This window comes from Streptomyces sp. NBC_00271, assembly GCF_036178845.1.
GTDB lineage: Bacteria > Actinomycetota > Actinomycetes > Streptomycetales > Streptomycetaceae > Streptomyces.
Map to the genome: position 1 here is coordinate 11,861,684 of NZ_CP108070.1, position 23,855 is coordinate 11,885,538.

A 23,855-nucleotide genomic window follows, 5' to 3' on the forward strand; every position below is an offset into this window, starting at 1 on the left:
CGTCCTTACAGACCGCGGTCGATGGAAGCAAGGCCAGAGGGTCCTCACCGATTCGGTAAGGACCCTCTGATCCGTCACTTCTCTACCGGGGATTTGAACCCAAGATGCCTTCGTCCCGAAGCAACTTGGGCGGGGGCTCTGCCGTGGAGTGGTGTGGCTCTCGACTTGTCGCAGATCAACTCCGCCAGCCCAGGCCAGAGCGGGGTGGGGGCGGTCGCCTGTGGGTGTCGCCTGTCGTCGCCGGTCGGCCTCGCACGGCCCAGGGACGGCCCAGCGCGGTACTCGGTCGGAGCCTCGTGGCGATGTCAGTGCCAGTGGTTACGACCGGTGGGACAAAGCGCTCTTTCAGACTAAAACTGCTTGCCCAACCACTTGCCGATGAGGATCGCGCTGACCAGCAGCAGCACACCGGCCACGACCAGCAGGATCGTCGACGTGTTGTTGTTCTTCTTCTGCCGGCGACGGTCCGGGCGCTCGTTGTAGAGGTTCATCGGCGGCAGCATCGTGGTCGGGCCGGCGCTGGAGTCCGTGCGCAGAGCCGTCGTCGGCTGATCGTCGGGGTAGCCGCCGTAGCCGACGGAGCCCATGGCCGCTGCGGCGGCGACCGGCTGGCCGTCGAGGCAGGCCTCGATGTCGGAACGCATCTCGTCGGCGGACTGGTAGCGGTAGTTCGGGTCCTTGACCAGCGCCCGCATCACGATCGCGTCCATCTCGGGCGTGATCTCGGGGTTGAAGACGCTCGGCGGCTGCGGCTCCTCGCGGACGTGCTGGTAGGCCACCGCGACCGGGGAGTCGCCCACGAAGGGCGGGCGGACTGTCAGCAGCTCGTAGAGGAGGCAGCCGGTCGAGTAGAGGTCCGAGCGCGCGTCGACCTGCTCGCCCTTCGCCTGCTCCGGGGAGAGGTACTGGGCGGTGCCGATGACTGCGGCCGTCTGCGTCATCGTCATGCCGGAGTCGCCCATGGCGCGGGCGATGCCGAAGTCCATGACCTTGACCTGGCCGTTGCGCGTCAGCATGACGTTCGCGGGCTTGATGTCGCGGTGGACGATTCCGGCGCGGTGGGAGTACTCCAGGCCCTGGAGGATGCCGATGGTCATCTCCATGGACCGCTCCGGCAGCAGCTTGCGGCCGCTGTGAAGAAGCGTGCGGAACGTCGACCCGTCGACGTACTCCATCACGATGTACGGGATCGAGACCCCGTCGATGTGGTCCTCGCCCGTGTCGTGCACCGCGACGATCGTGGGATGGTTGAGCGAGGCGGCCGACTGGGCCTCCCGGCGAAACCGGGCCTGGAAGGACGGATCGCGTGCGAGGTCCGCGCGCAGCGTCTTCACCGCCACGGAGCGGCCGAGCCTGGTGTCGTGCGCCAGGTAGACCTCGGCCATGCCGCCACGGCCGAGCACATGGCCCAGCTCGTACCGGCCGCCGAGGCGACGCGGCTCTTCCATAGCTTTCCTACCAGCCCTCTCCGTCGGTCCCGACCACACCCGCGTGTGGTCCGGCGGTGTGCTGTTCGGGCATACGGTACCCGGCTCGCTGTGCGGGGTCGCTGCGATGGCGTTTGATGCCGAGGTATTTGGATCTAGACCGGCACTCAGTCGTACACCCTCGTTTCAGGTCGCCCGAAGCCAAACGTCGCAGTCAGACCTGATTAGGCATCAGTGATCCTGCAGTCCCACGGCGGTGCGCCAAGGGCCTGTCCGACGGGTCAGTGTGCGCAGAGATGGATGTCTGCCGCTGTCAGTGGTGTAGGAGAGGATGGGCCGTGTTGATCATTTGCGTCGAGGGGACAGCATGGCTGAGAAGCTGTTGTTTCCGGACTTGAGGGCTGTGTTTCCGCTGGTCGGGCGTAGGTTCGGAGATCCCGTGGGAGTAGTCGCCTGTCGTGCAGTCGCTCCTCGGGAGGTCGTGAATGCCGTCGGTGGTTGGGCTGTTGGAACAGCGTGAGCTGGGTGCTCGCCGTCGCGTGGACGAGCTGCGAGAGGAGGCCGACCGCATCCAGGCCGAGCTGGCCGCGGCCGAGCAGGAATGGCAGGAGTGGAGGATCGCCCGCAGGCGGGTCGATACGGTGCTCGCTCCGGATGGCGGCGACACCGCCGGCACGGAGATCACCCCGGGTGCGCTGGATGCGGACGCACCGTCGGCGCCCCGGGGTGCGGTGAAGCCGAAATCGCAGGTGCCGGTGTGGCGTGAGGAGTTGCCCTGGTCGGTGCTGTCGGTGGACTACCAGCGTATCCTTCAGGCGCTCGCGGACCGTGTCCGGCTTCATCAAGGGCCGGTGACCTGCCAGGAGATGGCCGCCGTGTTTGGCATGGATGTGGTGCCGGCGCGAGTGGAGGCACTGCGGTCGAAGGCGAAACGACTGGTCGCGCGCGGCTGGCTGGCCGAACCCGCGCCGGGCCGGTTCACGCTCGCGCAGGGTGTGGCCGGGCCAGGCGGCGGGTCATGAGCAGGATCATCGACCAGTAGACCATCGCCTCGGCGCTGGTGGTGCGCCGCTCGTAGTCCCGCGTCAGGCGGCGGGTGCGCATCAGGTGGGCGAAGAGGCGCTCGACGATCCACCGCTTGGGCAGCACCACGAACCCCTTCTGGCCGTCGCTGCGCTTGACGATCGCGAGGACCAGCGCGAGCGTGGCCAGGCAGTACTCGACGAGGCTGCCGGTGTATCCGCCGTCGGCCCAGACCATGGCCAGCCGGTGGTGTGCGTCGGCGACTTGGCGCAGCAGGACCTGGGCGGCGATGCGGTCGCCGGTGTCCGCGGCGGTGACCATCACCCCCAGCAGCAGACCGAGGGTGTCGACCACGACGTGCCGCTTGCGCCCATTGATCAGCTTGCCGCCGTCGAACCCGCGGCTGTCCGATCCGACGACGGCGTCCGCCTTGACGGACTGCGAGTCGATCACGCCGGCCGTCGGCTCCGTGTCCCGCCCCTCCCTCTCGCGGATCCTCGAGCGCAGCCGGTCGTGGAACTCCTTGACCAAGGCGTGGTCGCGCCAGCGGCGGAAGAACGCGTATACCCGGTCCCATGGCGGGAAGTCGGCGGGCATGGCCCGCCACTTGATGCCGTTGTCGACGAGGTAGCGGATTGCATCGAGTATCGCCCGGTGGCAGTACCCCTCGGGCTGCCCTCCCCGGCCGCGCATCCAGCCTGGCACCGGCAGCAGCGGCCGGACCACGGCCCATTCCGCGTCCGTCATGTCCGAGGGATACCGCCGAACACGTTCCGGGTGATCGGCCGCATTCCCGAACCGGTGAGCGACACAATCACACGTCGGTGCAGCCGAGTTGAACTCCACCGGCGCGAGCGCGTACAACTGCGGCAACAGGGTCTCCTGGATCTCGGTTGGCTTCGCAACCCCGAGCTACCAAGAGGCCCTGTACTCATGCCCGCAGCCAGCTGCGATCACCCGATCGAGACTCCCGTTCGATGCGCACCCCTCAAGATCGGAACGACAACAGCTACTGAGTTTTGACTCCGTCTGGCGGCGCCGAGAAAGTGTGTAAGTGAGCCTTGACTCCACTGGAGGGCTGGCGGGTGGGACCGGGGTGGCAAACACAGCCTCGGCCGCCGGCCGTGACCCTTACGGGGGTGTCTGTGGGACGTCGTCGACGCCCCAGTAGTGAGCGCAAATGGTGAAGCCGAGGTCGCTGGTGCCTTCAGGTAGGCGGCGTTGGCCTGCCGGTACAGGCCGACGTCGAGCGCGTAGCCGTCGCGGTCGCCTGCCTTTGCCCGGCCGATTGCGCCCTGGAGGAAGGAGTTGGCGGCGAAGTAGCTCGACTTGATCGATGCTAACGAGCCGATGTCCTTTGGGGCCATGCCCGTCGGGGCGGAATAGGTGGTCCAAACGAGGCCCATCTGCTGGCGTACTTTCAGGACGTCCAGATCATCGGCGGCGACCCGGGCGAATCCGGTGTCTTTGTTCTTGTTCGGAACCTGTCCCGCGTAGGGCTTGCAAAAGGTCTCGAGCGTTTTGACGAAGCTGTCCTTGGTCAACTGGGCGGGATCCGGGGGCGGTGCGGCGATACGGTTGCGCAGATCGGACCAGGTACCGATCCCGAAGAAGAACGCCGCAAGCGCCAGATACACGGTGAACGTGCTCCACTGCTGGAACCAGCTCTTTTCCGCCTTGCGCTGGTCGTCCACGTAGGCGGCTATGCGGTCGAGCTTCTCCCTATCGGTCTCATGCGCGCTGGTGGCTCCGGACCCGTGGTCGGCGGTTGTCATGAACGATGAATATCGGCTCCGCGGTCATACGGGAACTCCGTTGCCCGCGAAGGAGGAGACCAAGCAGGCCGAGGTGCAGTCCAGCAGGAGCCTGTGGTCGGGTCAGCGCAGGCGAACCACAGTGACGACCGCGTGCCGGGTGGTGCCTGCCACGACCTCTACGACGACCTTCCCGCTCGCGGGTGTGTAGGCGTCGCCGCCCTGCGTGTACGCGCGTCCGGACTGGGGGGCCAGGCGCGGGGCGATCCGGGTGGCCAAGGCCGTGGTCAGGCGCTGGGACAGCGCGACGCGGCCGTCGGGGAGCCGTACGGCGAGTGCCCGCGGCTGGCGCGCGGTGCCGGTGAATCCGGCCACGGTCGCCTCGATCGTGTCCGCGTGGCGGATCTTCAACCACGCTCCGGCACGGCCGGCCCGGTAGGGGGAGGTGGTGCGTTTGGCGACGATGCCTTCGACGCCCTGGTCGTGGAGGGTGTCGTACCAGGTGAGTGCGGTGTCGCGGTCGGTGGTGCTAGAGACGGCCTGGATCGGGGTGTTCGCGGGCAGGCCTGCCAGGAGGCTGAGAAGAGCAGCGCGGCGCTCGCTGTACGGCTGCGCTCGTATGTCCCCGTTCGGCGGTGGCAGTTGCAGTGCGTCGAAGGCGATGTAGTGCGCGGGGCGCTGGGCGGCCAGGCGGCGGGCGCGGGTGGGGGAGGAGGCGGCTCGGGCCTGTGCGGCCTCGAAGCTGATCCGTCCGTCCTCGGTGGTGATGACGGCCTCGCCGTCGAGAACGGTCCCGGCTGGGAGGTGGTGGCCGGCGAGGGCGAGGTCTCCCCATGCGGCGGTGACGTCGCGTCCGGAGCGGGCCTGCAGGCGGACCCCGGCTTCGGTCCGCCACATGATCATTCGGTGGCCGTCGAGTTTCACCTCATAGCTCCAGTCCGTTCCGGTGGGCAGTTCCGGTACGGGCTGGGCGAGGGCGACGGAGGCGGGCCAGTCCACCCGTCCAGCCTGCGGCGGTGTCAGCTGTGGTGCGCGTCGGTGTCGTCGGGAAGCGGGCCGCTCTGGGGGCTTCTAGGCTGGTGGGGCTCGGGGTTGTCGTGGAGGTCTGTGATGCCCCGACCGCTGTGGAGCGGCGCGATCAGCTTCGGTCTGGTGACCATTCCGGTGAAGCTGATGAGCGCCACCGAGGACCGTTCGGTCCGGTTCCATCAGGTCCATACGGAAGACCTGGGCCGGGTGCGGGTGCGCAAGTACTGCGAGGCGGAGGACCGCGAGGTGTCCGCGGCCGAGATCGGCAAGGGGTTCGAGGTCTCCAAGGACACGCTGGTCGCCGTCACGGACGAAGAGCTGGAGCAGATGCCGCTGCCGACCGCGAAGGCGATCGAGATCGTCGCGTTCGTGCCGGCTGCGTCGATCGACCCGGTGCGGCTGAGCGGAGACAGCTACTTCCTGCAGTACGACGGCCCGGTCGCGGCGAAGCCGTACGTCCTGATCGCGCGGGCGCTGGCCCGCAACACGAAGGTGGCCGTGGCGAAGCTGGCGTGGCACGGGCGTGAGCGCCTGGTGCTGTTGCGGGTGCGGGACGGGGCGCTGGTCGCGCACGTGCTCAAGTGGGACGACGAGGTGCGCGACCCCTCTGAGCTCGCCCCGAAGGAAGCCAAGGTCACGGACTCCGAGATCGACGAGGCGCTGCAGTTGGTCGACTCGATGACGACGGACGACATCTCCGGCTACCGGGACGAGTACCGGAAGGCTCTGGAAGCGCTGATCGAGGCGAAGGCCGAGGGCCGGCAGCCGCCCGAACCGACCGAGGCTGAGGAGACGGGCGGCCAGGTTGTCGACCTGATGGCCGCGCTGCAGGAGAGTGTCCGCAAGGCCCAGGCTTCGCGCGGCGAGGGTGCGGGTGATGCCGAGGTCCATGAGATGCCGGCGGCCAAGAAGAAGGCAGCGGGGAAGGCGCCCGCCAAGAGGACTGCGAAGAAGGCCGCGGCGGCGAAGAAGCCGGCCCGGCGGCAGCGGGGTGCCTAGGCCGAAGTCCCGTGCAGGACGGGGGAGTAGAGACGCGGCATCGGCGGCGGGTCAGTCGAGGATGCGGAGCTGGGCGTCGGGTTTGCAGTGGGTGCAGGCGCGCACGCCCGAGGTGAGGAGGCGGCGGGCTTCGTCGCGCGGGACGGGGCGTCGTCGTTTGCCCGCGGCGTAGCAGCCGCCGACATGGACTTCGATGGGCGGGCGTCCGTTGCCGATGCCGAGTTCGATGATCCAGTCCGGCTCCTGCGGCCGGTTCTTCTGGCCGTGTTCCTGTTCGGCTTCCCGCTTCTGAAGGGCGGCGATCTTGGTGTCGATGCGCTGCAGCCACATGGCGTGCCACACCCGCAGGGTGAGCAGTCGCGCCAGGTCAGGTGGCAGGTCATCGAACATGTTTCCGATTCTAGATCTGAGGGTGACCGGTCTCTCCGTCTCGCGTGTTCGAATTCTAGTTCGATAACGTGGGGTGGAGGAGGTGGGTGTCATGGAGGCAGGGACGGAGGCACGACGGGCGGGGAGTGTGATGCATGTGCGCTGCCCGGACCGGCTGGCGGAGGACGTCTACCGGCAGGTCCTTGAGCAGCTGGCGGAGCTGTCCCCGGTTGTCCAGGCGCTGCCCCCGTCGGCGGCCCTGGTGGAGCTGAAGGGCGCGCTGCGCTACCACGGCGTGGATGGGCGTCGGCTGGGGGAGGTGCTGCGGGTGCGGACCATTTCCCGGCTGGGTGTCGACGTGCGGGTCGGGATCGGCCCGTCCATCACGGTCGCGGCCACCGCCTCCGGCCAGATCACCGAGCCGGGCGGCGTCCTCGCCGTCGGCCCCGGCCAGGTGGCCGACTGGCTCGGACCGCTGCCCGTGGAAGCTCTCCACGGCATCGGCCCCCGCCAGGCCCAGGTCCTGCGCGACTACGGCGTGCACTGCGTCGGCCTGCTCGCCGCCGTTCCGCCGGCGACGGTGCAGCGCCTCCTGGGCGGCCGGGCCGGCCGCCAGGCGGCCGACCGGGCCCGCGGCATCGACCCCCGCCCTGTGGCCCCGCGCGCCCTGCCCGCCTCCGCGAGCGTGAGCCGCACCTTCCCCCGGCACATCCTGGACGGCGCCGCCGTCCGCGCGGCCCTGCTCGACCTGGTCGTCACCCTCGCCCTCCAGCTGCGTCGCCGTGGCCAGGCGGCCCGCGGCCTGACCCTGGCGCTGCGCTTCGCCCAAGGCACCACGTGGGAGAAGACCCGCCGGCTCCCGGAGGCCTCCGCCCACGACGACGACCTCCGCACGCTCGCCTACCGGCTGATCGACGCGGCAGGACTCCAGCGCGGCTGCCTCACCGGGATCACCCTGAAAGGCGAGGACCTCATCGCCGCCGACCAGGTTGCCGAGCAGATCAGCTTCGACGGCGCGCGCGAGGCCCGGCTGGTCGCCGAAGAAGTCAGCGACCGCATCCGCGCCAAGTTCGGGCCCGGCGCGATCCGCCCCGCCACCACACTCCTGCGCGTCTCCTGACCCGCCCGACCCCACCCGTGGAGGCGAGGCCCATGCTGCTGGGGCCGCCGGTGGTGGCCCGCCGCTGGAGTGCTGAGGCGGTCAAGGCCGCGATCGCCGATCCGCTGGCCGGGCGGCTGCGGGATGTGGAGGCCACCGTGCACGAGCCGCGGACTTTCGACATCGCGGACCGGCTGCGCAGGATGGGCTGGGAGCAGGCTGAGCCTGGTGGCGAGGACGGCTTCGCCGCCGGGCAGCCGCGGTATGTATTCCAAGTTCCCTTCGCCGGGCGGTCGTTGGAGGAGGTCCAGCGGGGTTTGAACCAGCAGTGGCGCCGTAACATCAAGAAGGCGGAGAAGGCCGGCGTCGAGATCGTGCGGGGCGGATACGAGGACCTGCCCGCCTTTCATGAGATCTACATCGAGACCGCCGAGCGGGACCGGTTCATCCCGCGCCCGCTGGCCTACTTCCAGAGGATGTGGACTGCGCTGACGGCTGAGGACCCGGACCGCATGCGCCTTTACCTCGCTCACCAAGAGGGTGAGGTGCTTGCGGCGGCCACCATGCTGACCGTCGGCGAACACGTCTGGTACTCCTACGGAGCTTCCACCAGCCGCAAGCGCGAGGTCCAGCCGAACAACGCGATCCAGTGGCGGATGATGTCCGACGCCCACGAACTCGACGCGAGCATCTATGACTTCCGCGGCATCACCGACACCCTGGAGGAGGACAATCACCTGCTGGGCCTGCTCCGGTTCAAGGCCGGCACCGGCGGCGAGGCCGTGGAATACCTCGGCGAGTGGGACTTTCCGCTCAGCAAGGCCCTGCACAAGGCCCTCGACCTCTACATGTCCCGGCGCTGAGTTCACGGCAGCCTCGTGCGGATCGTCGATGACTGTGTCGTGTGCGTGGGGCGCCAGTTTGAGGGCGGGTCAATTGAATGGTCCGTTTGAACAAGGTGGTCCTCGTGCCGTGGGGCACGGCCGGCCGCGGGAAGTGCACGGTGATCTCGGGTCCCGTCTGCTCGTACGCCCGCGCCGGCCGCGGTGTTCGGACTGCGGCATCCGCACGTGCTGCTCCCGGAGACCATCTGGCCGCGGTGGGCGGATGCGGCCGAGGTGAAAAGGGGCTGGTCTGGAAACGTCCCCCGGGTTCTGGGGCCACCGCCAGGCCGCCGCCACGCATCTGGACCGGGCTGAGCGCACGGTCCGACGCTGGATCCGCCGCTTCCGCGGGCAGTCGGAGGACGATCGCCGGTACTTCACTGTCGCGCCGGTCGCGGCCGCTGATGATCCGGTGATGCCCGACCCGTCCCGGACTCCGCTGACGGACGCCGTCTCGGACACCCCGGCCGCCCATCGGGAGGCCGGGGTGAACTGGGGCCGCGTGAACACGGTGTCGCGGTGGGAGTTCGACGGCCGGTCGGCCCCGCTCCGGTGTTCCCGGATGGCACCGGCGGCCTGATCCACCTCACTAGTCACGGCCTGCCCGGCTCGGTTAACAACATCGCCTTGTAGGCGCTGATCGCTGCTTTCGCTGACGAGAGGAGCGTCGTGGAGGGCTCTTCCTCCCGCCTCGGCATCACCAAGACGTACGCGACAGCGCGGACCACGAAAGCGTCACCGGGGCCACGAAGACTGCGGCGGCCTGGCGGCCGCCGGGGCCTTCTCGTCCTGTCGGGACGGAGAGCGAGGCCAGATACGCTGGCGGGGTGATCGAGAATCTTCCTCCCTGTCCGAAGTGCTCGTGTGAGTACACCTACGAGATGAACGCCCTGGTGGTGTGCCCGGAGTGCGGCCACGAATGGGTGCCCGCCGAGGGCGGCACGGATTCCGGCGCCCCCGCGGAGCGGGTCGTCAAGGATGTCGTCGGCAATGTGCTGCAGGACGGCGACTCCGTGGTCGTGGTGAAGGCGCTCAAGGTCAAGGGCAGCCCCTCGGGGATCAAGGCCGGCACGAAGGTGCGCAGCATCCGACTGGTCGACGGAGTCGACGGACACGACATCGACTGCAAGATCGACGGTTTCGGGGCGATGCAGCTGAAGTCGAGCGTGGTCAAGAAGGGCTGACCAGCCCGCCCCAGTCGCCGGGGCGCCCCGGCAGCAGTCGGATGCCGAATTGCAAAATTTCGCAATTGATTAGATGCTGTCATAGCTATGCCTGCAGGTAGTCGCGGGCGCAGCCTTCGCTTGCCCCGGGTGGGGCGCTGCCGGGGAAGTCGAGGAGTCGTGTCCGTTCCGCTGTACCAGGCCAAGGCCGAGTTCTTCCGGATGCTGGGGCATCCCGTACGGATACGGGTGCTGGAGCTGCTGCAGGACGGGCCGATGCCGGTACGTGCGCTGCTCGCCGAGATCGAGGTGGAGCCCGCCAGCCTGTCGCAGCAGCTGGCGGTGTTGCGGCGCTCGGGCATCGTCACCTCCCGGCGCGAAGGCTCGACGGTGGTCTACGAACTGGCCAGCGGAGATGTCGCCGACCTGATGGGGGCCGCGCGCCGCATTCTGACCGAGATGCTGGCAGGGAAGAACGAGCTGCTGGCAGAGCTGCGGGAAACTCAGGTCGCCGGGCGATGAGACTCTCGTTCGGCCGGGCCGGGGCCCGGCTCACCGCGCTGCTGCCGGGCCGTACGGATCTGGCGGAGATACGCCGCGACCCGCGCCGGGACCTGCTGGCCGGCCTCACGGTGGCGATCGTCGCGCTGCCGCTCGCGCTCGGTTTCGGCGTCTCCTCCGGGCTGGGCGCGGAGGCGGGTCTGGCGACCGCGGTCATCGCCGGCGCGCTGGCCGCGGTGTTCGGTGGTTCGAATCTGCAGGTGTCCGGACCGACGGGCGCGATGACGGTCGTGCTGGTGCCGATCGTCGCCGAGCACGGGCCGTCCGGGGTTCTCACCGTCGGGCTGATGGCGGGCGTGATGCTCGTCGCGCTCGCCCTGCTCCGGGCCGGGAAATACATGCAATACGTGCCCGCGCCCGTTGTGGAGGGCTTCACGCTGGGCATCGCCTGTGTGATCGGTCTGCAGCAGATCCCGAATGCCCTCGGGGTACCCAAGCCGGAGGGCGACCGTGTCCTCGTGGTGACCTGGCGCGCCCTGGAGGCGTTCACGAAGAACCCGAACTGGACCGCCGTAGCTTTCGCCCTGGCGGTCGCCGCCGTCATGCTTGCCGGGGCTCGCTGGCGGCCCATGGTGCCCTTCTCCATCCTCGCGGTGATCGCGGCCACCGTCGTCGCCCAGGTAGCCGGTCTGGACGCGGCGAAGCCGATCGGTGCCCTGCCATCAGGCCTGCCCGCCCCCTCGCTGGCCTTCCTCGACATCGGCGCACTCGGCTCGCTGCTCGCTCCAGCGGCCGCTGTGGCGGCACTGGCCGCGCTGGAGTCGCTGCTGTCGGCCTCCGTGGCCGATGGCATGACGGTCGGCCAGAAGCACGACGCGGACCGTGAGCTGTTCGGCCAGGGCCTGGCCAACATCGCCGCCCCGCTGTTCGGCGGGGTGCCCGCGACCGGCGCGATCGCGCGGACCGCGGTCAACGTCCGTACCGGGGCGGGGTCCCGGCTGGCGGCCCTCACCCACGCCGCGATCCTCGCCGTGATCGTCTTTGCTGCCGCGCCCCTCGTCTCCAGGATCCCGCTCGCCGCGCTCGCCGGAGTGCTGCTGGCTACCGCTGTCCGCATGGTCGAGGTCGGCTCGCTCAAGGCGATGGCGAAGGCCACCCGCTCCGACGCCCTGATCCTCGTATTGACCGCCCTGGCCACCCTCGCCCTCGACCTCGTCTACGCCGTGGTCCTCGGCCTGATGGTCGCGGGCACGCTCGCCCTGCGCGCCGTGGCCAAACAGGCGCGCCTGGACCAGATACCCCTCGACCAGGGCGACCACAGCGCCGAGGAACATGCCTTGCTCGCCGAGCACATCGTCGCCTACCGGATCGACGGGCCGCTGTTCTTCGCCGCCGCCCACCGCTTCCTGCTGGAGCTGGCCGAGGTCGCCGACGTACGCGTCGTCATCCTGCGCATGTCCCGCGTGACCACCATCGACGCCACCGGCGCACTGGTCCTCAAGGACGCGGTGGAGAAACTCAACCGGCGCGGCATCGCCGTTCTGGCCTCCGGAATACGCCCCAGCCAGCGCCAGGTCCTGGACTCCGTGGGCGCATTGGAGCTGCTGCGTCTGGAGGGACGCGAATACGCCACCACGCCGGAGGCGATCCAGGGCGCGCGCAGCTACCTGGAATCCGCCGGTGTCATGCCGCCCCGCCCCGCCCAGATGTCCCGGCCCAGCAGCGAGGAAACAGAGGAAACCGTCCGATGAGCACTCCCCCCGCATCCCTGCGCATGGTCGAGGTCTCAGGTGCCGAGGCCCTGTGGCTGCTGGAGGGCAGTGCGCTGGGACGGCTGGTGTACGCGCAGCGGGACCTGACCGTCCTGCGCCCGGGCCGGCACACCTGGGAGTACGGCCGCCTGGTGGTGCGCACCCCGGCACCTGCCGCTGCGGTCCCCGCCACGGCGACCTACCACGTGGATGAGGTCCGCGCGGCGACCGGTACCGGCTGGAGCGTCACGGTCGCCGGGCCGGTCGACGTGATCACCGAGCCTGACGAGGCCGCCCACTACCAGCGCACCCTCGCAGGCTGGAGCCACGGCCCGCACGACACCCTGCTGCGCCTGCACCCCAAGACGGTGACCGGTTTCCGTCTCGCCCGCGCGGAGGCGTGATGAGCACTCAGCTCGAAACCCTGCCCTACCGGCATGTCCTCACGCTGCCGACGATGCCGTCCGCGGTCCGCATGGCCCGGGAAACCGCCGAGCAGGCGCTGGCCGAGTGGGGTATCAGCCTGCGTCACCCCAGCGTCGATCCGGCCCTGCTGATCCTCGGTGAACTGGTCACCAACACCGTCCGGCATGCCGTCGACCTCTCTCCGCAGCTGACCGTCATCTACGCGGCGGGCAAGGACTGTCTGGCCTTCGCCGTCCATGACCGTCACCCCTACCAGCCGGCGTTGTACGGCGCGGTCACCCAAACCGGTGTCGGCGGTCTGGGCACGGTCATGGAGCTCACCCTCGGCCTGGGCGGCACGGCCGTCGTACGGGGTGATGCCGACGGCCAGGGCAAAAGCATCTGGATCACCCTCCCTCTCTGAATCAACGGGCTGACCGCGCAAGGAAGTTGACGAACATGACCATCGAGTGGCGCTATACCGTCGAGCGGGACCTCGGCATCCTCTCCGTCTCCGGCTACCTGGGCCCGGACGCCGTCCACCGCTTCACCGGTGCCGTTGGCTGGGCGCTGGCCCGCGGCACCGGTCCGGTCATCGTCGACCTCACCGGACTGCGCGGCTGGTCGGCCGAGGGGCAGCTGGCGGTCACCGAGGCCGCGCGCCGTCTCGCCGCAGCGGGCCGCAGCCTGGAACTGGCCGCGATCCCCGCCGACGGATCCCTCGTCCCCGGCGGAGACTGCCCGCTCATCCCCGTGCACGCCGACCTGGCCGGCGCGCTCGCCGCACACAGCACACGGCACGGCGAGCCGCCGCAGGGCCGCCACGAGTGGCGGCCGACAGGGCGGCCGACCGGAGACCAGCAGCGGGACTGATCCTGCCCGGGCTCAGCCGGGGGAGAAGGCTCCGTCCCCGTCCCGTACGGGCACGGCAGCGCAGATGTCTCCTTCTGTGGCGATGGCCACGTCCTGGACGAAGCCCCTGGCTGCCAGCTCCCGCCCGGAGACACCGGCGGCGACCGCGCGGGTGAGGTCGGCAGTGCCCTCGTAGGCCGCTCTCGCGGCGGCTGCCTCGGCGGACAGCGGTCCCGCGCCCTGGGCGTGCAGGTCGGAGATGAGGCCGCCGGCGCCCAGCAGGTCCTCCAGCGCGGGGCGCAGGCTGCCGTCCGGCCATCGCTCGCCCGCTGCGATCACGGCGACCGGATGCGCGGGCGTGCCGTAGCCGCGGGTGGTGAGCCAGCTGCCGACCGCGGTGATGTTGCGCAGACAGGCGGCGACCACCCGCACGTGGGGTGGTGCGGCCGCGGCGATGGCCGCGCCGTTCGGGGACGGCAGCACCAGGCGCGCGACGAACGGGGCGCGGCGCATGTGGGCCGGTGAGAGGGACCAGGGACTGTCGGGCGTGACGGCGTGGCGGGCGACGGCCAGCCGTGCTCCGGATTGCTGCGCGTAGACGGCGGCGGCCTTCTCTGATGCGGCCCGCTCGACCGTGGTGGCGGGGCCGTCCGGCAGCCAGAACGGGAGAACCCGGATGCCCTTCTCGGCGGCGACGCTCACCGCCGTGGTGAAGGACAGCACGTCAACGGCGATCAGACAGGCAGCCTTTCCGGCGAGGCGCCCCGCGCCGGCGGGTCCCCACTCGAAGCGGATCCCGGTGCCGGACTGAACCGTCCAGTCACCCATGGTCCATCCCCCCCGTTGCGGAGCCGCGTGCGGGTCAGCTCCGGCCGCCGTCCGGCGCGGTGGCCCGGCCGCCGAACGACAGCTTCAGCATGCGGGCCCCGCCGCACCGCGGGCACTGTCCGTCCGGGCCGACGGCGGTGGGCCGGCACTTGAGGCGGCAGGCGGGGCACTTGAACCAGGCGACGCCCGCGCCACGCAGCGGAATGATTCTCACGCCAGCCTCCCTCACATCGCGTATAGAGTTGCTAATCTTAGCAATTGCTTAGGTCGTCACTGCTGGTTTCGGGCGGCTCGGTTCTCGTGCGCGGATTCGGCTGGGCCGCTGCCCCACGCGAGGATGGGCCACATGTGTTTGACGAGTGGGTTGATGCGATGCGCCGAGGACGGCCTGGTGCGGCCGTGTGGCCGTACCGGGGAGGCGACGACACGATGAGTACGCCGCTGTACCAACTGAAGGCCGAGTTCTTCAAGACGCTCGGCCACCCGGCGCGCATCCGGGTCCTGGAGCTGCTGAGCGAGCGCGAGCACGCGGTCGCGGAGATGCTCCCGGAGGTAGGGATCGAAGCAGCGCATCTGTCGCAGCAGCTCGCGGTGCTGCGCCGGGCGAACCTGGTGGTGACCCGCAGGGAGGGGTCGACCGTGTACTACTCGCTGACGAGCCCGCACATCGCCGAGCTGCTCAGGGTCGCCCGCACGATCCTGTCCGGCGTGCTCACCGGACAGGCCGAACTCCTCGCCGATCTGCAGGCCGCCCGGCCCCAGGCGAAACCGCCTTCGTAACGGCGGCCCTCAACCGGCGGCCGCTTCCCGGGACTGACAGCGCTCTGTGGTAGCGGGAGGCGGCCGCTTCACCCCCGAGTGACGTATGTCCGGTCGCAGGTGGCCTGTCGGGCACCTGCCGACAAGTCCTCACTGTGCCAGGGAGGGTTCATGGGCCTGCTGCGCAAGATCCGGGACACCGGGCGGGTGGCCGAGCCGGCTCCGCCGCGCCCGGAGGGCGTCCTGCCGCAGGCGCGGGAGTTCGGCGGCTCGGTGCAGGTGAGGTGCGTCGCCGCCGGTTCCTGCAACGGGTGCGAGATCGAGATCGCGGCGGCCTTCAACCCGGTGTACGACGCGGAGCGGTATGGCGCCCGGCTGGTGGCCTCGCCCCGGCACGCGGACGTGGCGCTGGTGACCGGGCCGGTGACGCGGAACATGGCCGAGCCGCTGCGCCGCACAGTCGCTGCGATGCCCGAGCCGCGGCTGGTGGTGGCGGTCGGTGACTGTGCGATCAACTGCGGGGAGTTCGCGGGCGGGTACGGCGTCGAGGGCGCCGTCTCCGACGTCGTTCCGGTGGATCTTCAAGTGCCCGGGTGCCCGCCGGAGCCAGGTGAGATTGTGGCGGCGCTGAGGAGAGTCACCGGACGGTGAGCCTGATTCCGGCCGCCCTCGCGACGGCCACCGCGTTGGGCGTGGCGGGCGCGCCGGCCGGGCTGGTCCTGCCGCAGCGGGTGCGCGGCTGGGCAGTGGGTGTGCTGACGGCGGGCGTGGGGATGGCCGGTGACGCGTCGGGTGTGGCAGCACTGGGCGGAAGCCGCTGGTCGGCCGAGATCCCCGGGCTGCTCCCGCTGGCCGGGACGCATCTGGCCGTGGACGCGCTGTCCGGACTGTTCATGGCGGTGGCCGGGGCCGTGGTGGCGGCGGTGGCGGTCTACGGCATCGGTTACGTGGCCGGGCATGTGCCGTACGGCCTCGGCTCGCGGGGCGCGCAGGCAGTGCTCCCGCTGTTCGCGCTGACCCTGCTGCTGGTGCCCGCGGCGGCCTCGGTGTCGACGTTCCTCCTGTCCTGGCCGAGCACCGCGCCCGGCCCGCCGTGCGGGAGGCCGCGGTCTGGTACGCGGTGATGACCCGCCGTCATGACGACTTCTCCCTGAGCCCCGGCACACGCTCGGCACCGTCCGGCCACAACACCTCGACGCCGATTCCGTGGCTGCGCGCATAAGCCACCAAGTGAGCGGTGGCGTCATGGCCATTGGACGCGGTGCCGTCCCAGATCGCCACCATCCGGGCACAGGAACGCAACAGCCGCTCGTCCGCGCGGACGCAGGCATCCCGGTCCGCCGGGTCGTACTCCAGCAGCCGCACCTGCTGCGACAGCAGCAGCAACTCCCCGGCCGCCAGCCAATCCCGCTCCCGCAGCAGCGCGGGAACCCGGTTCAGCGTGGGCACCACGGCCACCAGCGCCAGCCCAGCCTTCTTCGCGGCCCGCCCGAACGCCACCGGCAGCCCCTGCCCGACCCGGACCAGGCCCGTTCGGCCGGCCTCGGCACACTGGGCCAGCCGCACGCGAAGCTCCTCCTCCAGCAGCGCCAGGGTCCAGGGCGCGAGATCCGCGTGCCCCACTACAGCGATCAACCTCCGCAGTCCTTTCTCCCCGTCCACCCCGGTCACGGCCACCAGCCAACCGAAGAGGTCTTCAGCTGTGTTTCAGGGCAGTGCGCGGGGTGGGAGACAGGGGTGGCCGCGTGCGAGGAGAACGGCCGCCCGCCGGCTCCTTCGATCCACAGCTTCACTGCTGGACCGGTGTTCCCATAGGGTCGACCGGCCCCAAGGCGAGGCCGGTCGGCCCTGGTCCGTGGGGAACGCGACCTCTCTGCTTCCTGGTTACTTGTGCGCGTGCTCGCCCAGGTAGAAGAGCAGCCACACGAACCCGGCGAACAGATGGGTGCCGAAGATGTAGAAGCCCGCCCGGATCGCGACACCGCGCTCGATCTGCCACTCCCTGTTCTTGGCCTTCCGCTCGCGCCGCTTGCTCTCCGGCCGCTCGGTCGCCTCAGCATCATCACTCACAGTGTCGTCTCCCTGCTTCCCGCGATCTCCACGTTGATACGGCCTACGACGGCATGCGGAACCGGACGAGGACCACCTTGCCGTCATGGTCGGCGGCCGGTTCCGCGCTGACGTCGCCGTCGTACTCGGCGGCCAGCTCGGCCACCAGCTGCAGCCCTGCGCCCGTCGCGCCCGGTTCAAGCTCGGGCAGATGCGGCTCGGCGTCGGCGACACTGACGACCAGCCGCCCCGCCCCGACCGTCATGCCCACGTCCGCGACCGGGGACCGTGGTGCATGGCGCAGCACGTTCACGATCAGCTCACTGACCACCAGCACCACCGCGTCGGCGAACGCGGAGCCCGGTGCGACGCCGACCCCGCCGAAGCGCCCGGTCACCGCCTCACGGGCCTGCCGCACCGCGTCCGGTCCTACCGGTACGGAGACGAAGTGGCGTCGCATCTGCGCCGGCACATGCTCTATTGCTGCTGCGGGCCGGCTTCGGCGCCACGGCCGGAACGAGCGTCCGCCCATCACTGCGCCGACTCCGTGACACGCAGCTCGTCCAGCAGCTCCCGCCGGCTCGCCGCCAGTACGGACAGGATCCGGCGCGCCGCGGCCAGCAGCTCGGCCACGTCCCCGCCCGCCAGCTCGTACATCACGGTGGAGCCGGTACGGGTGGCGGTGACGATCCCGGAGCGGCGCAGCACCGCCAGCTGCTGCGAGAGGTTCGACGGCTCGACCTCGATCGCCGTCAGCAGGTCACGCACCGGCTTCGCCCCGTCCTGCAGCAGCTCCAGCACCCTGATCCGTACCGGATGCCCGAGCATCCGGAAGAACTCCGCCTTCGCCTCGTACAGCGGCACCTGCATGCCCGTCACCCCTCGTCTGCCCCTGCGGCCTCGACGTCGAGCCCGAGCCCGTGGGCCAGCCGCACCGCGTCGTCCAGCTCGTCCTGCGCCACCGCCACGGCGTACACGTCCTCGGCCGCCACGGCATCCGCCAGCTGGGCCCGGGCCGCCCGCACCCGCGCCAACAGCGCCTCGGTGACTGTGTCCACCCCGACCTCCACATCATGCAATTAACGAATTGAAGAACTCTTCAATTGTAGATCCTGCGAAGCACGAAAGTCGCGCCGTCCCGCCCTGGCCCGGTAGCTGGGCCTGGAACGTGTTGAGCGGGAGGGGTGAACGGGCGCAAAACCCTGCATCAGACGACTGCGGTACCGCCGGATCCGGCGGTACCGCAGTGTCTTACCGGGTGGCGTCCCGCCCGGCACGTCTGTGGCGGCCGGTGTCACCCGGTGGGCTGGCCTTCCCCGACTTGGCGCTGTCCGGACCGGTGTCGGCGTCTACGTTCGGTGCACGCGTACATGGGCACACGCTGGGGGAGCGAGATGAGGAACTGGGAGAGGGCACTGTCGGTGCTGGAGGCGCTGCGTGAGCGCGGGCAGGCGCCGACTTCCAGCAGACGGACGGGCCCAAGCTCACCGACGCCGGCGCCAAGTTCGGCACGGCACCGCAGCTGTAGCGCGCGGACTCACTCTGCCGGGCCCGGCCGTGCCGCTATGCGCCGGGCAATACACTTCAATTCCTGCCGCGGAGACCGCCCTTCACCTGCCAGAGAGGCGATCTAGCCCCTACCGTGGGCGATGTGTCCTCCGCACCTGCGCCCCCGCCCGGCGGGCCCCCGCCACCGGGCCGACGGCAGCGGCTGCGAGCACGCTGGGCCGACCGGCATGCCCTGCCCCGGTTCGGCTACTGGCTGCTCAGCCGGGGCGCCGTCGTGCTGACGATGTGCGGTGCCCTGTACGTGCTCAACGGGTTCCTGATCGGCTGGGCAAACGCCTACGACGTGCTGACCGGCATCACCTCGCCCGCGACCGTCCGCCCCCAGTGGTGCGCGTGGCCGCTGTCCCTGATCGGCTGGGCCGCAATCCCTGCCATCATCGGAGCTGCCGCCGGCTACGTCATCACCGAGCAGATCCAGGCCCACCACGCGCGCGAGCTGAGTGACGTCCTCGACGAACTGCGCCGCCTGGCCGACCCCCCCGGCCCGCCCCCGCCATCCGGGAGCGGCTCGTGATCACCCTGCACGAGGTGCACAAACGGGACGGCGAGGACGTCAAGGCCGCGGTCCTGGCCTTCGGCGCCCGCCACCCCTTCGACGGCGCCAGGCCGGACGCCGAACCGGACTGGAAATGGGCAGAGAAGCACTTCACCCGCTTGATCGAGGTGATCATGGGAACGGCGGCACTTGCACAGACCCGCAGCACGGACACCGTCCACCTGGCCGAAGACGAAGCCGTCCAACTCCTGCTCACGCTGAACACAGTTCCGCGCTATCGCTGCCCCATCTGCGTCAAGCAGCAACGGGATGCGCTGTGACTCCCTGGCCTACCCTGGAGACGTGGTGACGGACGCTCAACGCGCCGAGCACGCAGCCCGCCTACGCGGACTGCTCTACCTCGCCTGCCCCGACGCCCCCGCCACCGCCATCACGGCAACCGCGGAGGCCATCGCTGAGAACGCAGAGGAAACGCCCTTCCTGCAAGCCTTTCAGCTCAGTCGCACCAAGCCGCCGCTGGACGAGCTGAACCTGCGCGGCGCGGACCTGCGCGGCGCGGGCCTGGCCAACGCGGACCTGAACGGCGCGGACCTGCGCGGCACGGACCTGGCCAACGCGGACCTGCGCGGCGCGGACCTGAACGGCGCGCACCTGAACGGCGCGGACCTGCGCGGCACGGACCTGAACGGCGCGAGGCTGACCACCGCGCACCTGAACGGCGCGCACCTGACCGACGCGCAGCTGAACCGCGCGATCCTGTACCGCGCGATCCTGAACGGCGCGGACCTGAACGGCGCGGACCTGAACGGCGCGGACCTGACCGACGCGGACCTGAAGGGTGCGCGGCTCACAGGTGTTGTGAACATGCACCTGCCGGTAGGAGCAACTTGGGATTCGCGCACAAGGTGGCCTGCCGACTTGGTATCGGTTGTTATCGAGCGGTCCGACGAGGTGAGTCCAGGCGTCTACAGGGTGCGCGGCGGGCAGAGCCCAGACAGGAGCACCGTCCGGGTCTGACAAGCCCGGCGCCCGCGGCCTTCTTGCTCCCCGCGGTCGCTTGGCTGGGGCTGTCCGCCTTCCCCAGCCTCGGTCTCCCGCTGGTCAGTTGTCCCCTAGGTCGTGTCTTCAAAAGATCTTGAGTGGTGGATCATGGTGGGGTGATACGTCGCCATGAACTGTCGGACGCCGAGTGGGAGTTCGTCCGGCCGCTGCTGCCCGAGCCCTTGCGGGGGCGGAAGCGGTTGGACGACCGCACCGTGCTCAACGGGATCGTGTGGAAGTTCCGGACCGGCACCGCCTGGAGGGATGTGCCCGAGCGGTACGGTCCGTGGGCCACGCTGCACTGCGGGTGCCGATTAATTATCCGGCCTGGTCAAGCAACATGTCGGTACTCGTGAAGGGCTCCGCCGAGGCGGTCTCGGCGGTGGACCTCCAGGTGGCTGATGTGTCCTGGCGCGCTGATCGGCTCGGGTATCGGGCGGAGCGGAGCGGCGTGCTCCAACGTTCTGTGCGGTCGATGCTCGTTGTAAAAGGTCTCGAACTCGCGGAGCGCGTGTAGAAGGTGGCTCTGGTTCCAGATCAGCGTTCGGTCCAGGAGTTCGCGTCGGCAGGTCTGAATCCAGCGCTCCATGATGGAGTTCATCCGCGGCATCCGTATGCCGCTTCTGACGATCCTGAGTCCGGCGTCGGCGAGCACGGCGTCGAAGGCCTGCGTGAACTTGGAGTCGCGGTCGCGGATCAAGAACCTGGATCTGCTGCCCGCGTCCTCGAGATCCATGAGGAGATTGCGTCCGACCTGCACGACCCACTGCGCGGTGGGGTGCGCGGTTACGCCCAGGACCCGGATGCGCCGGGTGGAGTGCTCGATGACGGCAAAGACGTACAGGCGTGCCCCGGTCAGGGTGCGGGTCTCGAAGAAGTCGCACGCGAGCAGTGCGTCGGCCTGGCTGCGAAGGAAGTCGGCCCACGTCGTGCTGTGTCGTTCCGGCGCGGGCGGGATGCCGTGCTCGCGGAGGATCTCCCAGACGGTGGATGCGGCGACCTTGATGCCGAGGGTCGCGAGTTCACCGTGGATCCGGCGATACCCCCATGAGGGGCGCTGTCACGTTGACTGACTGGGTGGGATGATCTTCTGGTTGGTCGTGGTGGAGGGGGATCGTCCGTGGAGAGCGCGTCGCCGTCGTATAGGGGGCACCGTTACCCGGTCGAGGTCATATCCCACTGCGTGTGGCTGTACCACCGATTCCCGCTCAGCTTCCGCGAGGTCGAGGAGCTGCTGCTCCAGCGCGGCGTGATCGTCTCCTACGAGACCATCCGCCGCTGGTGCGCCAAGTTCGGCCAGGCCTACGCGAACGGACTGCGCCGCCGTCGGCCACGGCCCGGCGACAAGTGGCACCTGGACGAGGTCTTCATCAAGATCAACGGGGAGCACAAGTACCTGTGGCGGGCCGTCGACCAGGACGGCAACGTGCTCGACATCCTCGTGCAGAACCGGCGGGACAAGGCCGCCGCCAGGCGCTTCTTCCGCCGCCTGATGAAGAAGACCGGCACGGTGCCGCGGGTGGTCGTCACCGACAAGCTCCGCTCCTACGGCGCCGCCCACCGCGAGGTCATGCCCTCCGTCGAGCACCGCTCACACAAGGGACTGAACAACCGGGCCGAGAACTCCCACCAGCCCACCCGGCAGCGCGAACGCGCGATGAAGGGCTTCCGCAGCATCGGTGGAGCACAGCGGTTCCTGTCCGCGTTCAGCGGCATCTCACCCCACTTCCGACCTCACCGCCACCTGATGACCGCCCCCGACCACCGAGCCGAGATGACCATCCGCTTCGCCATCTGGGACCAGATCACCGACGCTGTCGGCCGACCCACCACGGTCTGACCAAAGGCCCGGAACCCAGCAACACCACACCCTGACACGCCGCCAGATCTCCACACACCCGACAACGTGACAGTGCCCCGAGGAAGGGTGTCTGGTGGGACGGAAGTCTCCATATCCCGTGGAGTTCAGGAACGACGCGGTGGCGTTGTACCGCGCGGGGGGCGGGAAGCGGACGTATGCCGCGGTCGCCGCGGACGTCGGGGTGAGCGGCGAGACGCTGCGCAGTTGGGTCCGGCAGGCCGACGAGGTCGCCGGCCGTGGGCAGGTCCGTGGTGACGAGGCGGCAGAGGATCGGGACGAGGAACTGGCGAGGCTCCGGGCCGAACTCGGCCGGTTGCGCAAGGCCGAGAAGGAGTGGGAACTCGAGCGGGAGATCCTGCGCCGGGCGGCCCAGTATTTCGCCAAGGAGATGAGGGCATGACCGGCCGCTGGGACTTCATCTCCGCCCCAACCGCGCCGACTTCGGCGTGCAGCGGATATGCCGGGTTCTTGAGGTCTCGCGCTCGGGCTACTACCGGTGGCTTGCGGGGGCGGAGGCCCGGCAGGCCCGCCGGGCGGCCGACGACGCCCTGGTCGAGGAGATCCGCGAGATCCACGCCGATCACAAGGGCACGTACGGAGTCCGCCGCATCCACGCCGAACTGCGCGGCTTCGGCCACACCGTCAACCGCAAGCGCGTCGAACGGCTGATGCGCGTCAACGGGGTCGAGGGCCGCCATCTGCGGCGGCGCAAACGCACCACGGCCCCGGACCGGCTCGCGCCGCCGGCCCCGGACCTGGTGAACCGCGTGTTCCATGCCGGGCAGCTCGACGAAAAGTGGTGCGGCGACATCACATACGTGCAGGTCGGTGGCACGTGGCTGTATCTCGCCTGTGTCCTGGACATCTGTTCACGCCGGGTGCTCGGCTGGTCGATGGCCACCTACATGCGGACCGAACTCGTCATCGACGCACTGAAGATGGCGGTGGCGACCCGGGGCGGCAGCGTGGCCGGGGTGATCTTCCACGCCGACAGGGGCTCCCAGTACACCTCGGGCGCGTTCGCCCAGGTCTGCGACCGTTTCGGGATCCGCAGGAGCATGGGCCGCGTCGGGTCGAGTTACGACAACGCCCTCGCCGAGAGCTTCTGGCAGGGGCTGAAGAGAGAGACGATGCACCAGAGGCTCTTCACGACGATCAGCCAGGCCAGGCTGGAACTCTTCCAGTGGCTGACGTACTACAACGGGCGAAGGCGCCACAGCTCGCTCGGCTACCTCTCACCCGTCGAGTTCGAACAGCAGCACCAAACAGAACGTAGACTCACACTCGCGGCATGATCCCCTGTGTCCACACTCCGGGGGGCGCCTCAGTAAGGCCTGCCCCCGGAATCGTCGTCTCAGGACTCGTCGGCGAGGAAGTGCTCGGCGAGGGGGGTGCTGGCGAACTTCTTGTTCATCTCGCGGGAGAAGAGCAGCAGCGTGTTGCGCGGCCGGTGGAGCACCGCGAGTTCCTGGGCCTGTCCGACGGCGTTGCGGGTGACCGTGACGACAACCTTCATGGGCTCGCCGAGGACTGATGCATCGTAGATCTCGAGGAAGCCGTTGTCGCCGAAGTCTCCGGTGAAGCTGAAGTCCTGGAACTCGTACAGTTCGCGGGCCTTGACCACGATGGCGCGGACCGCCTCCGCGCCACGGGCGGTGCCGTTCATGGCGGCGCCTTCCAGGGTGACGTCGTCGGCCAGGTTGTCCAGCCACCATGGGTAGTAGCTGAGTCCCTGGCGGCCGTTATCGCTGTCTTCCGCGTTCGTCATGTCATGCCTACTTCCGAGATCCGGCCCTGGCCGCTTACGCATGGACCGGCTACCAGTGATTCCAGCAGTAGATACGAGCATATGCTCTTATTTTCCTGGTAGCAAGCCTGCCGTCCGGCCGACGTGGCGCCACCAGGGGCAGGCTGGCCTCGTCACGGCCGCAAGCTGTGAGTACATGGGAGCAGAGTCTCCAGGTCGCCGAGGGCGCGGGCGGCCAGGTTGGCCAGG

General features: G+C 69.6%; 30 protein-coding genes and 4 pseudogenes. 20 read left to right on the forward strand and 14 right to left on the reverse strand.

Annotated features, from left to right (window positions below; genetic code table 11):
* Positions 1-368 precede the first annotated feature (368 nt).
* A pseudogene (gene pknB / locus OG798_RS54385) lies at positions 369-1,448 on the reverse strand (Stk1 family PASTA domain-containing Ser/Thr kinase); the annotation flags it as partial.
* A gap of 464 nt (positions 1,449-1,912) precedes the next feature.
* On the opposite strand from pknB, the gene OG798_RS54390 reads away from it, so the two are divergent.
* Positions 1,913-2,449, forward strand: a complete 537-nt coding sequence (locus tag OG798_RS54390; RefSeq protein ID WP_328755797.1) for a hypothetical protein — start codon at positions 1,913-1,915, stop codon at positions 2,447-2,449.
* Here OG798_RS54390 and OG798_RS54395 read toward each other — a convergent pair.
* The 3 genes from OG798_RS54395 to OG798_RS54405 form a co-directional block, all read right to left on the reverse strand.
* Positions 2,406-3,197 (reverse strand): IS5 family transposase, encoded by a 792-nt coding sequence (locus OG798_RS54395; protein WP_267059812.1) that lies wholly within the window; start codon positions 3,195-3,197, stop codon positions 2,406-2,408. The two genes, OG798_RS54390 and OG798_RS54395, sit on opposite strands and share 44 nt — an antisense overlap.
* 206 nt (positions 3,198-3,403) lie before the next feature.
* The gene (locus tag OG798_RS54400; protein WP_328755796.1) at positions 3,404-4,225 is read right to left on the reverse strand and encodes a hypothetical protein; all 822 of its coding nucleotides are present in this window, start codon (positions 4,223-4,225) and stop codon (positions 3,404-3,406) included.
* Positions 4,226-4,327: 102 nt separating this feature from the next.
* The gene (locus OG798_RS54405; protein ID WP_267059809.1) at positions 4,328-5,203 is read right to left on the reverse strand and encodes an ATP-dependent DNA ligase; all 876 of its coding nucleotides are present in this window, start codon (positions 5,201-5,203) and stop codon (positions 4,328-4,330) included.
* Between the two features lie 111 nt (positions 5,204-5,314).
* Here OG798_RS54405 and ku point away from each other — a divergent pair, with 111 nt between their 5' ends.
* On the forward strand, positions 5,315-6,232 hold the full coding sequence (gene ku, locus OG798_RS54410; RefSeq protein WP_267059808.1) for a non-homologous end joining protein Ku: 918 nt from the start codon (positions 5,315-5,317) through the stop codon (positions 6,230-6,232).
* A 51-nt stretch (positions 6,233-6,283) separates the two neighbouring features.
* Here the strand turns inward: ku and OG798_RS54415 are convergent, their stop codons facing one another.
* Positions 6,284-6,622 carry a DUF6233 domain-containing protein gene (locus OG798_RS54415; protein WP_267059807.1) on the reverse strand — a complete coding sequence of 113 codons (339 nt, stop codon included), beginning with the start codon at positions 6,620-6,622 and terminating at the stop codon, positions 6,284-6,286.
* 91 nt (positions 6,623-6,713) lie between these two features.
* On the opposite strand from OG798_RS54415, the gene OG798_RS54420 reads away from it, so the two are divergent.
* The 9 genes and pseudogenes from OG798_RS54420 to OG798_RS54460 all read left to right on the forward strand — a co-directional run bounded on the left by OG798_RS54420 (position 6,714) and on the right by OG798_RS54460 (position 13,277).
* Positions 6,714-7,721 carry a DNA polymerase Y family protein gene (locus OG798_RS54420; RefSeq protein ID WP_267059806.1) on the forward strand — a complete coding sequence of 336 codons (1,008 nt, stop codon included), beginning with the start codon at positions 6,714-6,716 and terminating at the stop codon, positions 7,719-7,721.
* Between the two features lie 38 nt (positions 7,722-7,759).
* Positions 7,760-8,563: pseudogene (locus OG798_RS54425) on the forward strand (lipid II:glycine glycyltransferase FemX); the annotation flags it as partial.
* A gap of 436 nt (positions 8,564-8,999) precedes the next feature.
* Positions 9,000-9,164, forward strand: a complete 165-nt coding sequence (locus OG798_RS54430; RefSeq protein ID WP_267059805.1) for a hypothetical protein — start codon at positions 9,000-9,002, stop codon at positions 9,162-9,164.
* Between the two features lie 247 nt (positions 9,165-9,411).
* The gene (locus OG798_RS54435; protein ID WP_323138662.1) at positions 9,412-9,768 is read left to right on the forward strand and encodes a zinc ribbon domain-containing protein YjdM; all 357 of its coding nucleotides are present in this window, start codon (positions 9,412-9,414) and stop codon (positions 9,766-9,768) included.
* A 159-nt stretch (positions 9,769-9,927) separates the two neighbouring features.
* Entirely contained in the window at positions 9,928-10,269 is a 342-nt protein-coding gene (locus OG798_RS54440; protein WP_267059804.1) for an ArsR/SmtB family transcription factor, read from the forward strand.
* Positions 10,266-11,999, forward strand: coding sequence for a SulP family inorganic anion transporter (locus OG798_RS54445; RefSeq protein WP_267059802.1), 1,734 nt, complete (start codon positions 10,266-10,268; stop codon positions 11,997-11,999). The genes OG798_RS54440 and OG798_RS54445 overlap by 4 nt, the downstream gene beginning before the upstream one ends.
* Positions 11,996-12,403: a pyridoxamine 5'-phosphate oxidase family protein gene (locus OG798_RS54450; protein ID WP_267059800.1), complete on the forward strand. Its 408-nt coding sequence runs from the start codon at positions 11,996-11,998 to the stop codon at positions 12,401-12,403. Before OG798_RS54445 ends, OG798_RS54450 begins: the two co-directional genes overlap by 4 nt.
* Positions 12,403-12,828, forward strand: coding sequence for an ATP-binding protein (locus OG798_RS54455; RefSeq protein ID WP_328755794.1), 426 nt, complete (start codon positions 12,403-12,405; stop codon positions 12,826-12,828). The genes OG798_RS54450 and OG798_RS54455 overlap by 1 nt, the downstream gene beginning before the upstream one ends.
* Before the next feature lie 35 nt (positions 12,829-12,863).
* A complete protein-coding gene (locus tag OG798_RS54460; RefSeq protein ID WP_267059798.1) occupies positions 12,864-13,277 on the forward strand; it encodes an anti-sigma factor antagonist in 414 nt (137 codons plus the stop codon).
* 12 nt (positions 13,278-13,289) lie between these two features.
* Here OG798_RS54460 and OG798_RS54465 read toward each other — a convergent pair whose 3' ends face one another.
* Together OG798_RS54465 and OG798_RS54470 are read right to left on the reverse strand one after the other, a co-directional pair.
* On the reverse strand, positions 13,290-14,084 hold the full coding sequence (locus OG798_RS54465) for a 2-phosphosulfolactate phosphatase (RefSeq protein WP_267059796.1): 795 nt from the start codon (positions 14,082-14,084) through the stop codon (positions 13,290-13,292).
* A gap of 34 nt (positions 14,085-14,118) precedes the next feature.
* Positions 14,119-14,298, reverse strand: a complete 180-nt coding sequence (locus OG798_RS54470; RefSeq protein WP_267059794.1) for a hypothetical protein — start codon at positions 14,296-14,298, stop codon at positions 14,119-14,121.
* A gap of 215 nt (positions 14,299-14,513) precedes the next feature.
* Between OG798_RS54470 and OG798_RS54475 the strand changes: the two genes are divergently transcribed.
* The 3 genes from OG798_RS54475 (at position 14,514) to OG798_RS54485 (ending at position 15,967) form a co-directional block, all read left to right on the forward strand.
* Positions 14,514-14,864, forward strand: a complete 351-nt coding sequence (locus OG798_RS54475; protein WP_267059792.1) for an ArsR/SmtB family transcription factor — start codon at positions 14,514-14,516, stop codon at positions 14,862-14,864.
* Positions 14,865-15,014: 150 nt separating this feature from the next.
* Entirely contained in the window at positions 15,015-15,494 is a 480-nt protein-coding gene (locus OG798_RS54480) for an NADH-quinone oxidoreductase subunit B family protein (RefSeq protein ID WP_267059790.1), read from the forward strand.
* Positions 15,491-15,967, forward strand: coding sequence for a hypothetical protein (locus OG798_RS54485; RefSeq protein ID WP_267059788.1), 477 nt, complete (start codon positions 15,491-15,493; stop codon positions 15,965-15,967). The genes OG798_RS54480 and OG798_RS54485 overlap by 4 nt, the downstream gene beginning before the upstream one ends.
* A 10-nt stretch (positions 15,968-15,977) precedes the next feature.
* On the opposite strand, the gene OG798_RS54490 is transcribed toward OG798_RS54485, so the two are convergent.
* The 5 genes from OG798_RS54490 to OG798_RS54510 all read right to left on the reverse strand — a co-directional run bounded on the left by OG798_RS54490 (position 15,978) and on the right by OG798_RS54510 (position 17,950).
* On the reverse strand, positions 15,978-16,478 hold the full coding sequence (locus tag OG798_RS54490) for a DUF834 domain-containing protein (RefSeq protein ID WP_267059786.1): 501 nt from the start codon (positions 16,476-16,478) through the stop codon (positions 15,978-15,980).
* Positions 16,479-16,727: 249 nt separating this feature from the next.
* A complete protein-coding gene (locus OG798_RS54495; protein WP_267059784.1) occupies positions 16,728-16,913 on the reverse strand; it encodes a DUF6126 family protein in 186 nt (61 codons plus the stop codon).
* Between the two features lie 43 nt (positions 16,914-16,956).
* The gene (locus OG798_RS54500; protein WP_267059782.1) at positions 16,957-17,352 is read right to left on the reverse strand and encodes an ATP-binding protein; all 396 of its coding nucleotides are present in this window, start codon (positions 17,350-17,352) and stop codon (positions 16,957-16,959) included.
* Positions 17,353-17,423: 71 nt separating this feature from the next.
* Entirely contained in the window at positions 17,424-17,762 is a 339-nt protein-coding gene (locus OG798_RS54505; protein ID WP_267059780.1) for an ArsR/SmtB family transcription factor, read from the reverse strand.
* A 5-nt stretch (positions 17,763-17,767) separates the two neighbouring features.
* The gene (locus OG798_RS54510; RefSeq protein WP_267059779.1) at positions 17,768-17,950 is read right to left on the reverse strand and encodes a hypothetical protein; all 183 of its coding nucleotides are present in this window, start codon (positions 17,948-17,950) and stop codon (positions 17,768-17,770) included.
* A 593-nt stretch (positions 17,951-18,543) separates the two neighbouring features.
* Between OG798_RS54510 and OG798_RS54515 the strand changes: the two genes are divergently transcribed.
* From OG798_RS54515 to OG798_RS54530, 4 genes are all read left to right on the forward strand, one after another.
* Positions 18,544-18,975: a DUF6313 family protein gene (locus OG798_RS54515; RefSeq protein WP_267059777.1), complete on the forward strand. Its 432-nt coding sequence runs from the start codon at positions 18,544-18,546 to the stop codon at positions 18,973-18,975.
* Positions 18,972-19,277 carry a hypothetical protein gene (locus OG798_RS54520; protein ID WP_267059775.1) on the forward strand — a complete coding sequence of 102 codons (306 nt, stop codon included), beginning with the start codon at positions 18,972-18,974 and terminating at the stop codon, positions 19,275-19,277. Before OG798_RS54515 ends, OG798_RS54520 begins: the two co-directional genes overlap by 4 nt.
* Before the next feature lie 22 nt (positions 19,278-19,299).
* The gene (locus tag OG798_RS54525; RefSeq protein ID WP_267059773.1) at positions 19,300-19,974 is read left to right on the forward strand and encodes a pentapeptide repeat-containing protein; all 675 of its coding nucleotides are present in this window, start codon (positions 19,300-19,302) and stop codon (positions 19,972-19,974) included.
* 140 nt (positions 19,975-20,114) lie between these two features.
* Positions 20,115-20,354 carry a transposase gene (locus tag OG798_RS54530; RefSeq protein ID WP_328755790.1) on the forward strand — a complete coding sequence of 80 codons (240 nt, stop codon included), beginning with the start codon at positions 20,115-20,117 and terminating at the stop codon, positions 20,352-20,354.
* Here the strand turns inward: OG798_RS54530 and OG798_RS54535 are convergent.
* Positions 20,330-21,058, reverse strand: a pseudogene (locus tag OG798_RS54535) (integrase core domain-containing protein); the annotation flags it as partial. The gene OG798_RS54530 and the pseudogene OG798_RS54535 overlap by 25 nt on opposite strands.
* A gap of 60 nt (positions 21,059-21,118) precedes the next feature.
* Between OG798_RS54535 and OG798_RS54540 the strand changes: the two are divergent.
* Together OG798_RS54540 and OG798_RS54545 are read left to right on the forward strand one after the other, a co-directional pair.
* Complete coding sequence (locus OG798_RS54540) at positions 21,119-21,838, forward strand: IS6 family transposase (protein ID WP_266637504.1); 720 nt, start codon at positions 21,119-21,121, stop codon at positions 21,836-21,838.
* Positions 21,839-21,932: 94 nt separating this feature from the next.
* Positions 21,933-23,154, forward strand: a pseudogene (locus OG798_RS54545) (IS3 family transposase).
* A 59-nt stretch (positions 23,155-23,213) separates the two neighbouring features.
* Here the strand turns inward: OG798_RS54545 and OG798_RS54550 are convergent.
* Positions 23,214-23,627 (reverse strand): hypothetical protein, encoded by a 414-nt coding sequence (locus tag OG798_RS54550; RefSeq protein WP_267059734.1) that lies wholly within the window; start codon positions 23,625-23,627, stop codon positions 23,214-23,216.
* Positions 23,628-23,855: the final 228 nt, after the last annotated feature.

Bases quoted from the DNA above. Each gene is read 5' to 3' on its own strand.
- OG798_RS54460 (WP_267059798.1), top strand. From the start codon at position 12,864: ATGACCATCGAGTGGCGCTATACCGTCGAGCGGGACCTCGGCATCCTC.
- OG798_RS54445 (WP_267059802.1), top strand. From the start codon at position 10,266: ATGAGACTCTCGTTCGGCCGGGCCGGGGCCCGGCTCACCGCGCTGCTG.
- OG798_RS54415 (WP_267059807.1), bottom strand. From the start codon at position 6,622: ATGTTCGATGACCTGCCACCTGACCTGGCGCGACTGCTCACCCTGCGG.
- OG798_RS54480 (WP_267059790.1), top strand. From the start codon at position 15,015: ATGGGCCTGCTGCGCAAGATCCGGGACACCGGGCGGGTGGCCGAGCCG.
- OG798_RS54450 (WP_267059800.1), top strand. From the start codon at position 11,996: ATGAGCACTCCCCCCGCATCCCTGCGCATGGTCGAGGTCTCAGGTGCC.
- OG798_RS54430 (WP_267059805.1), top strand. From the start codon at position 9,000: ATGCCCGACCCGTCCCGGACTCCGCTGACGGACGCCGTCTCGGACACC.
- OG798_RS54395 (WP_267059812.1), bottom strand. From the start codon at position 3,197: ATGACGGACGCGGAATGGGCCGTGGTCCGGCCGCTGCTGCCGGTGCCA.
- OG798_RS54465 (WP_267059796.1), bottom strand. From the start codon at position 14,084: ATGGGTGACTGGACGGTTCAGTCCGGCACCGGGATCCGCTTCGAGTGG.
- OG798_RS54500 (WP_267059782.1), bottom strand. From the start codon at position 17,352: ATGCGACGCCACTTCGTCTCCGTACCGGTAGGACCGGACGCGGTGCGG.
- OG798_RS54400 (WP_328755796.1), bottom strand. From the start codon at position 4,225: ATGACAACCGCCGACCACGGGTCCGGAGCCACCAGCGCGCATGAGACC.
- ku (WP_267059808.1), top strand. From the start codon at position 5,315: ATGCCCCGACCGCTGTGGAGCGGCGCGATCAGCTTCGGTCTGGTGACC.
- OG798_RS54505 (WP_267059780.1), bottom strand. From the start codon at position 17,762: ATGCAGGTGCCGCTGTACGAGGCGAAGGCGGAGTTCTTCCGGATGCTC.
- OG798_RS54455 (WP_328755794.1), top strand. From the start codon at position 12,403: ATGAGCACTCAGCTCGAAACCCTGCCCTACCGGCATGTCCTCACGCTG.
- OG798_RS54420 (WP_267059806.1), top strand. From the start codon at position 6,714: ATGGAGGCAGGGACGGAGGCACGACGGGCGGGGAGTGTGATGCATGTG.
- OG798_RS54390 (WP_328755797.1), top strand. From the start codon at position 1,913: ATGCCGTCGGTGGTTGGGCTGTTGGAACAGCGTGAGCTGGGTGCTCGC.
- OG798_RS54475 (WP_267059792.1), top strand. From the start codon at position 14,514: ATGAGTACGCCGCTGTACCAACTGAAGGCCGAGTTCTTCAAGACGCTC.
- OG798_RS54550 (WP_267059734.1), bottom strand. From the start codon at position 23,627: ATGACGAACGCGGAAGACAGCGATAACGGCCGCCAGGGACTCAGCTAC.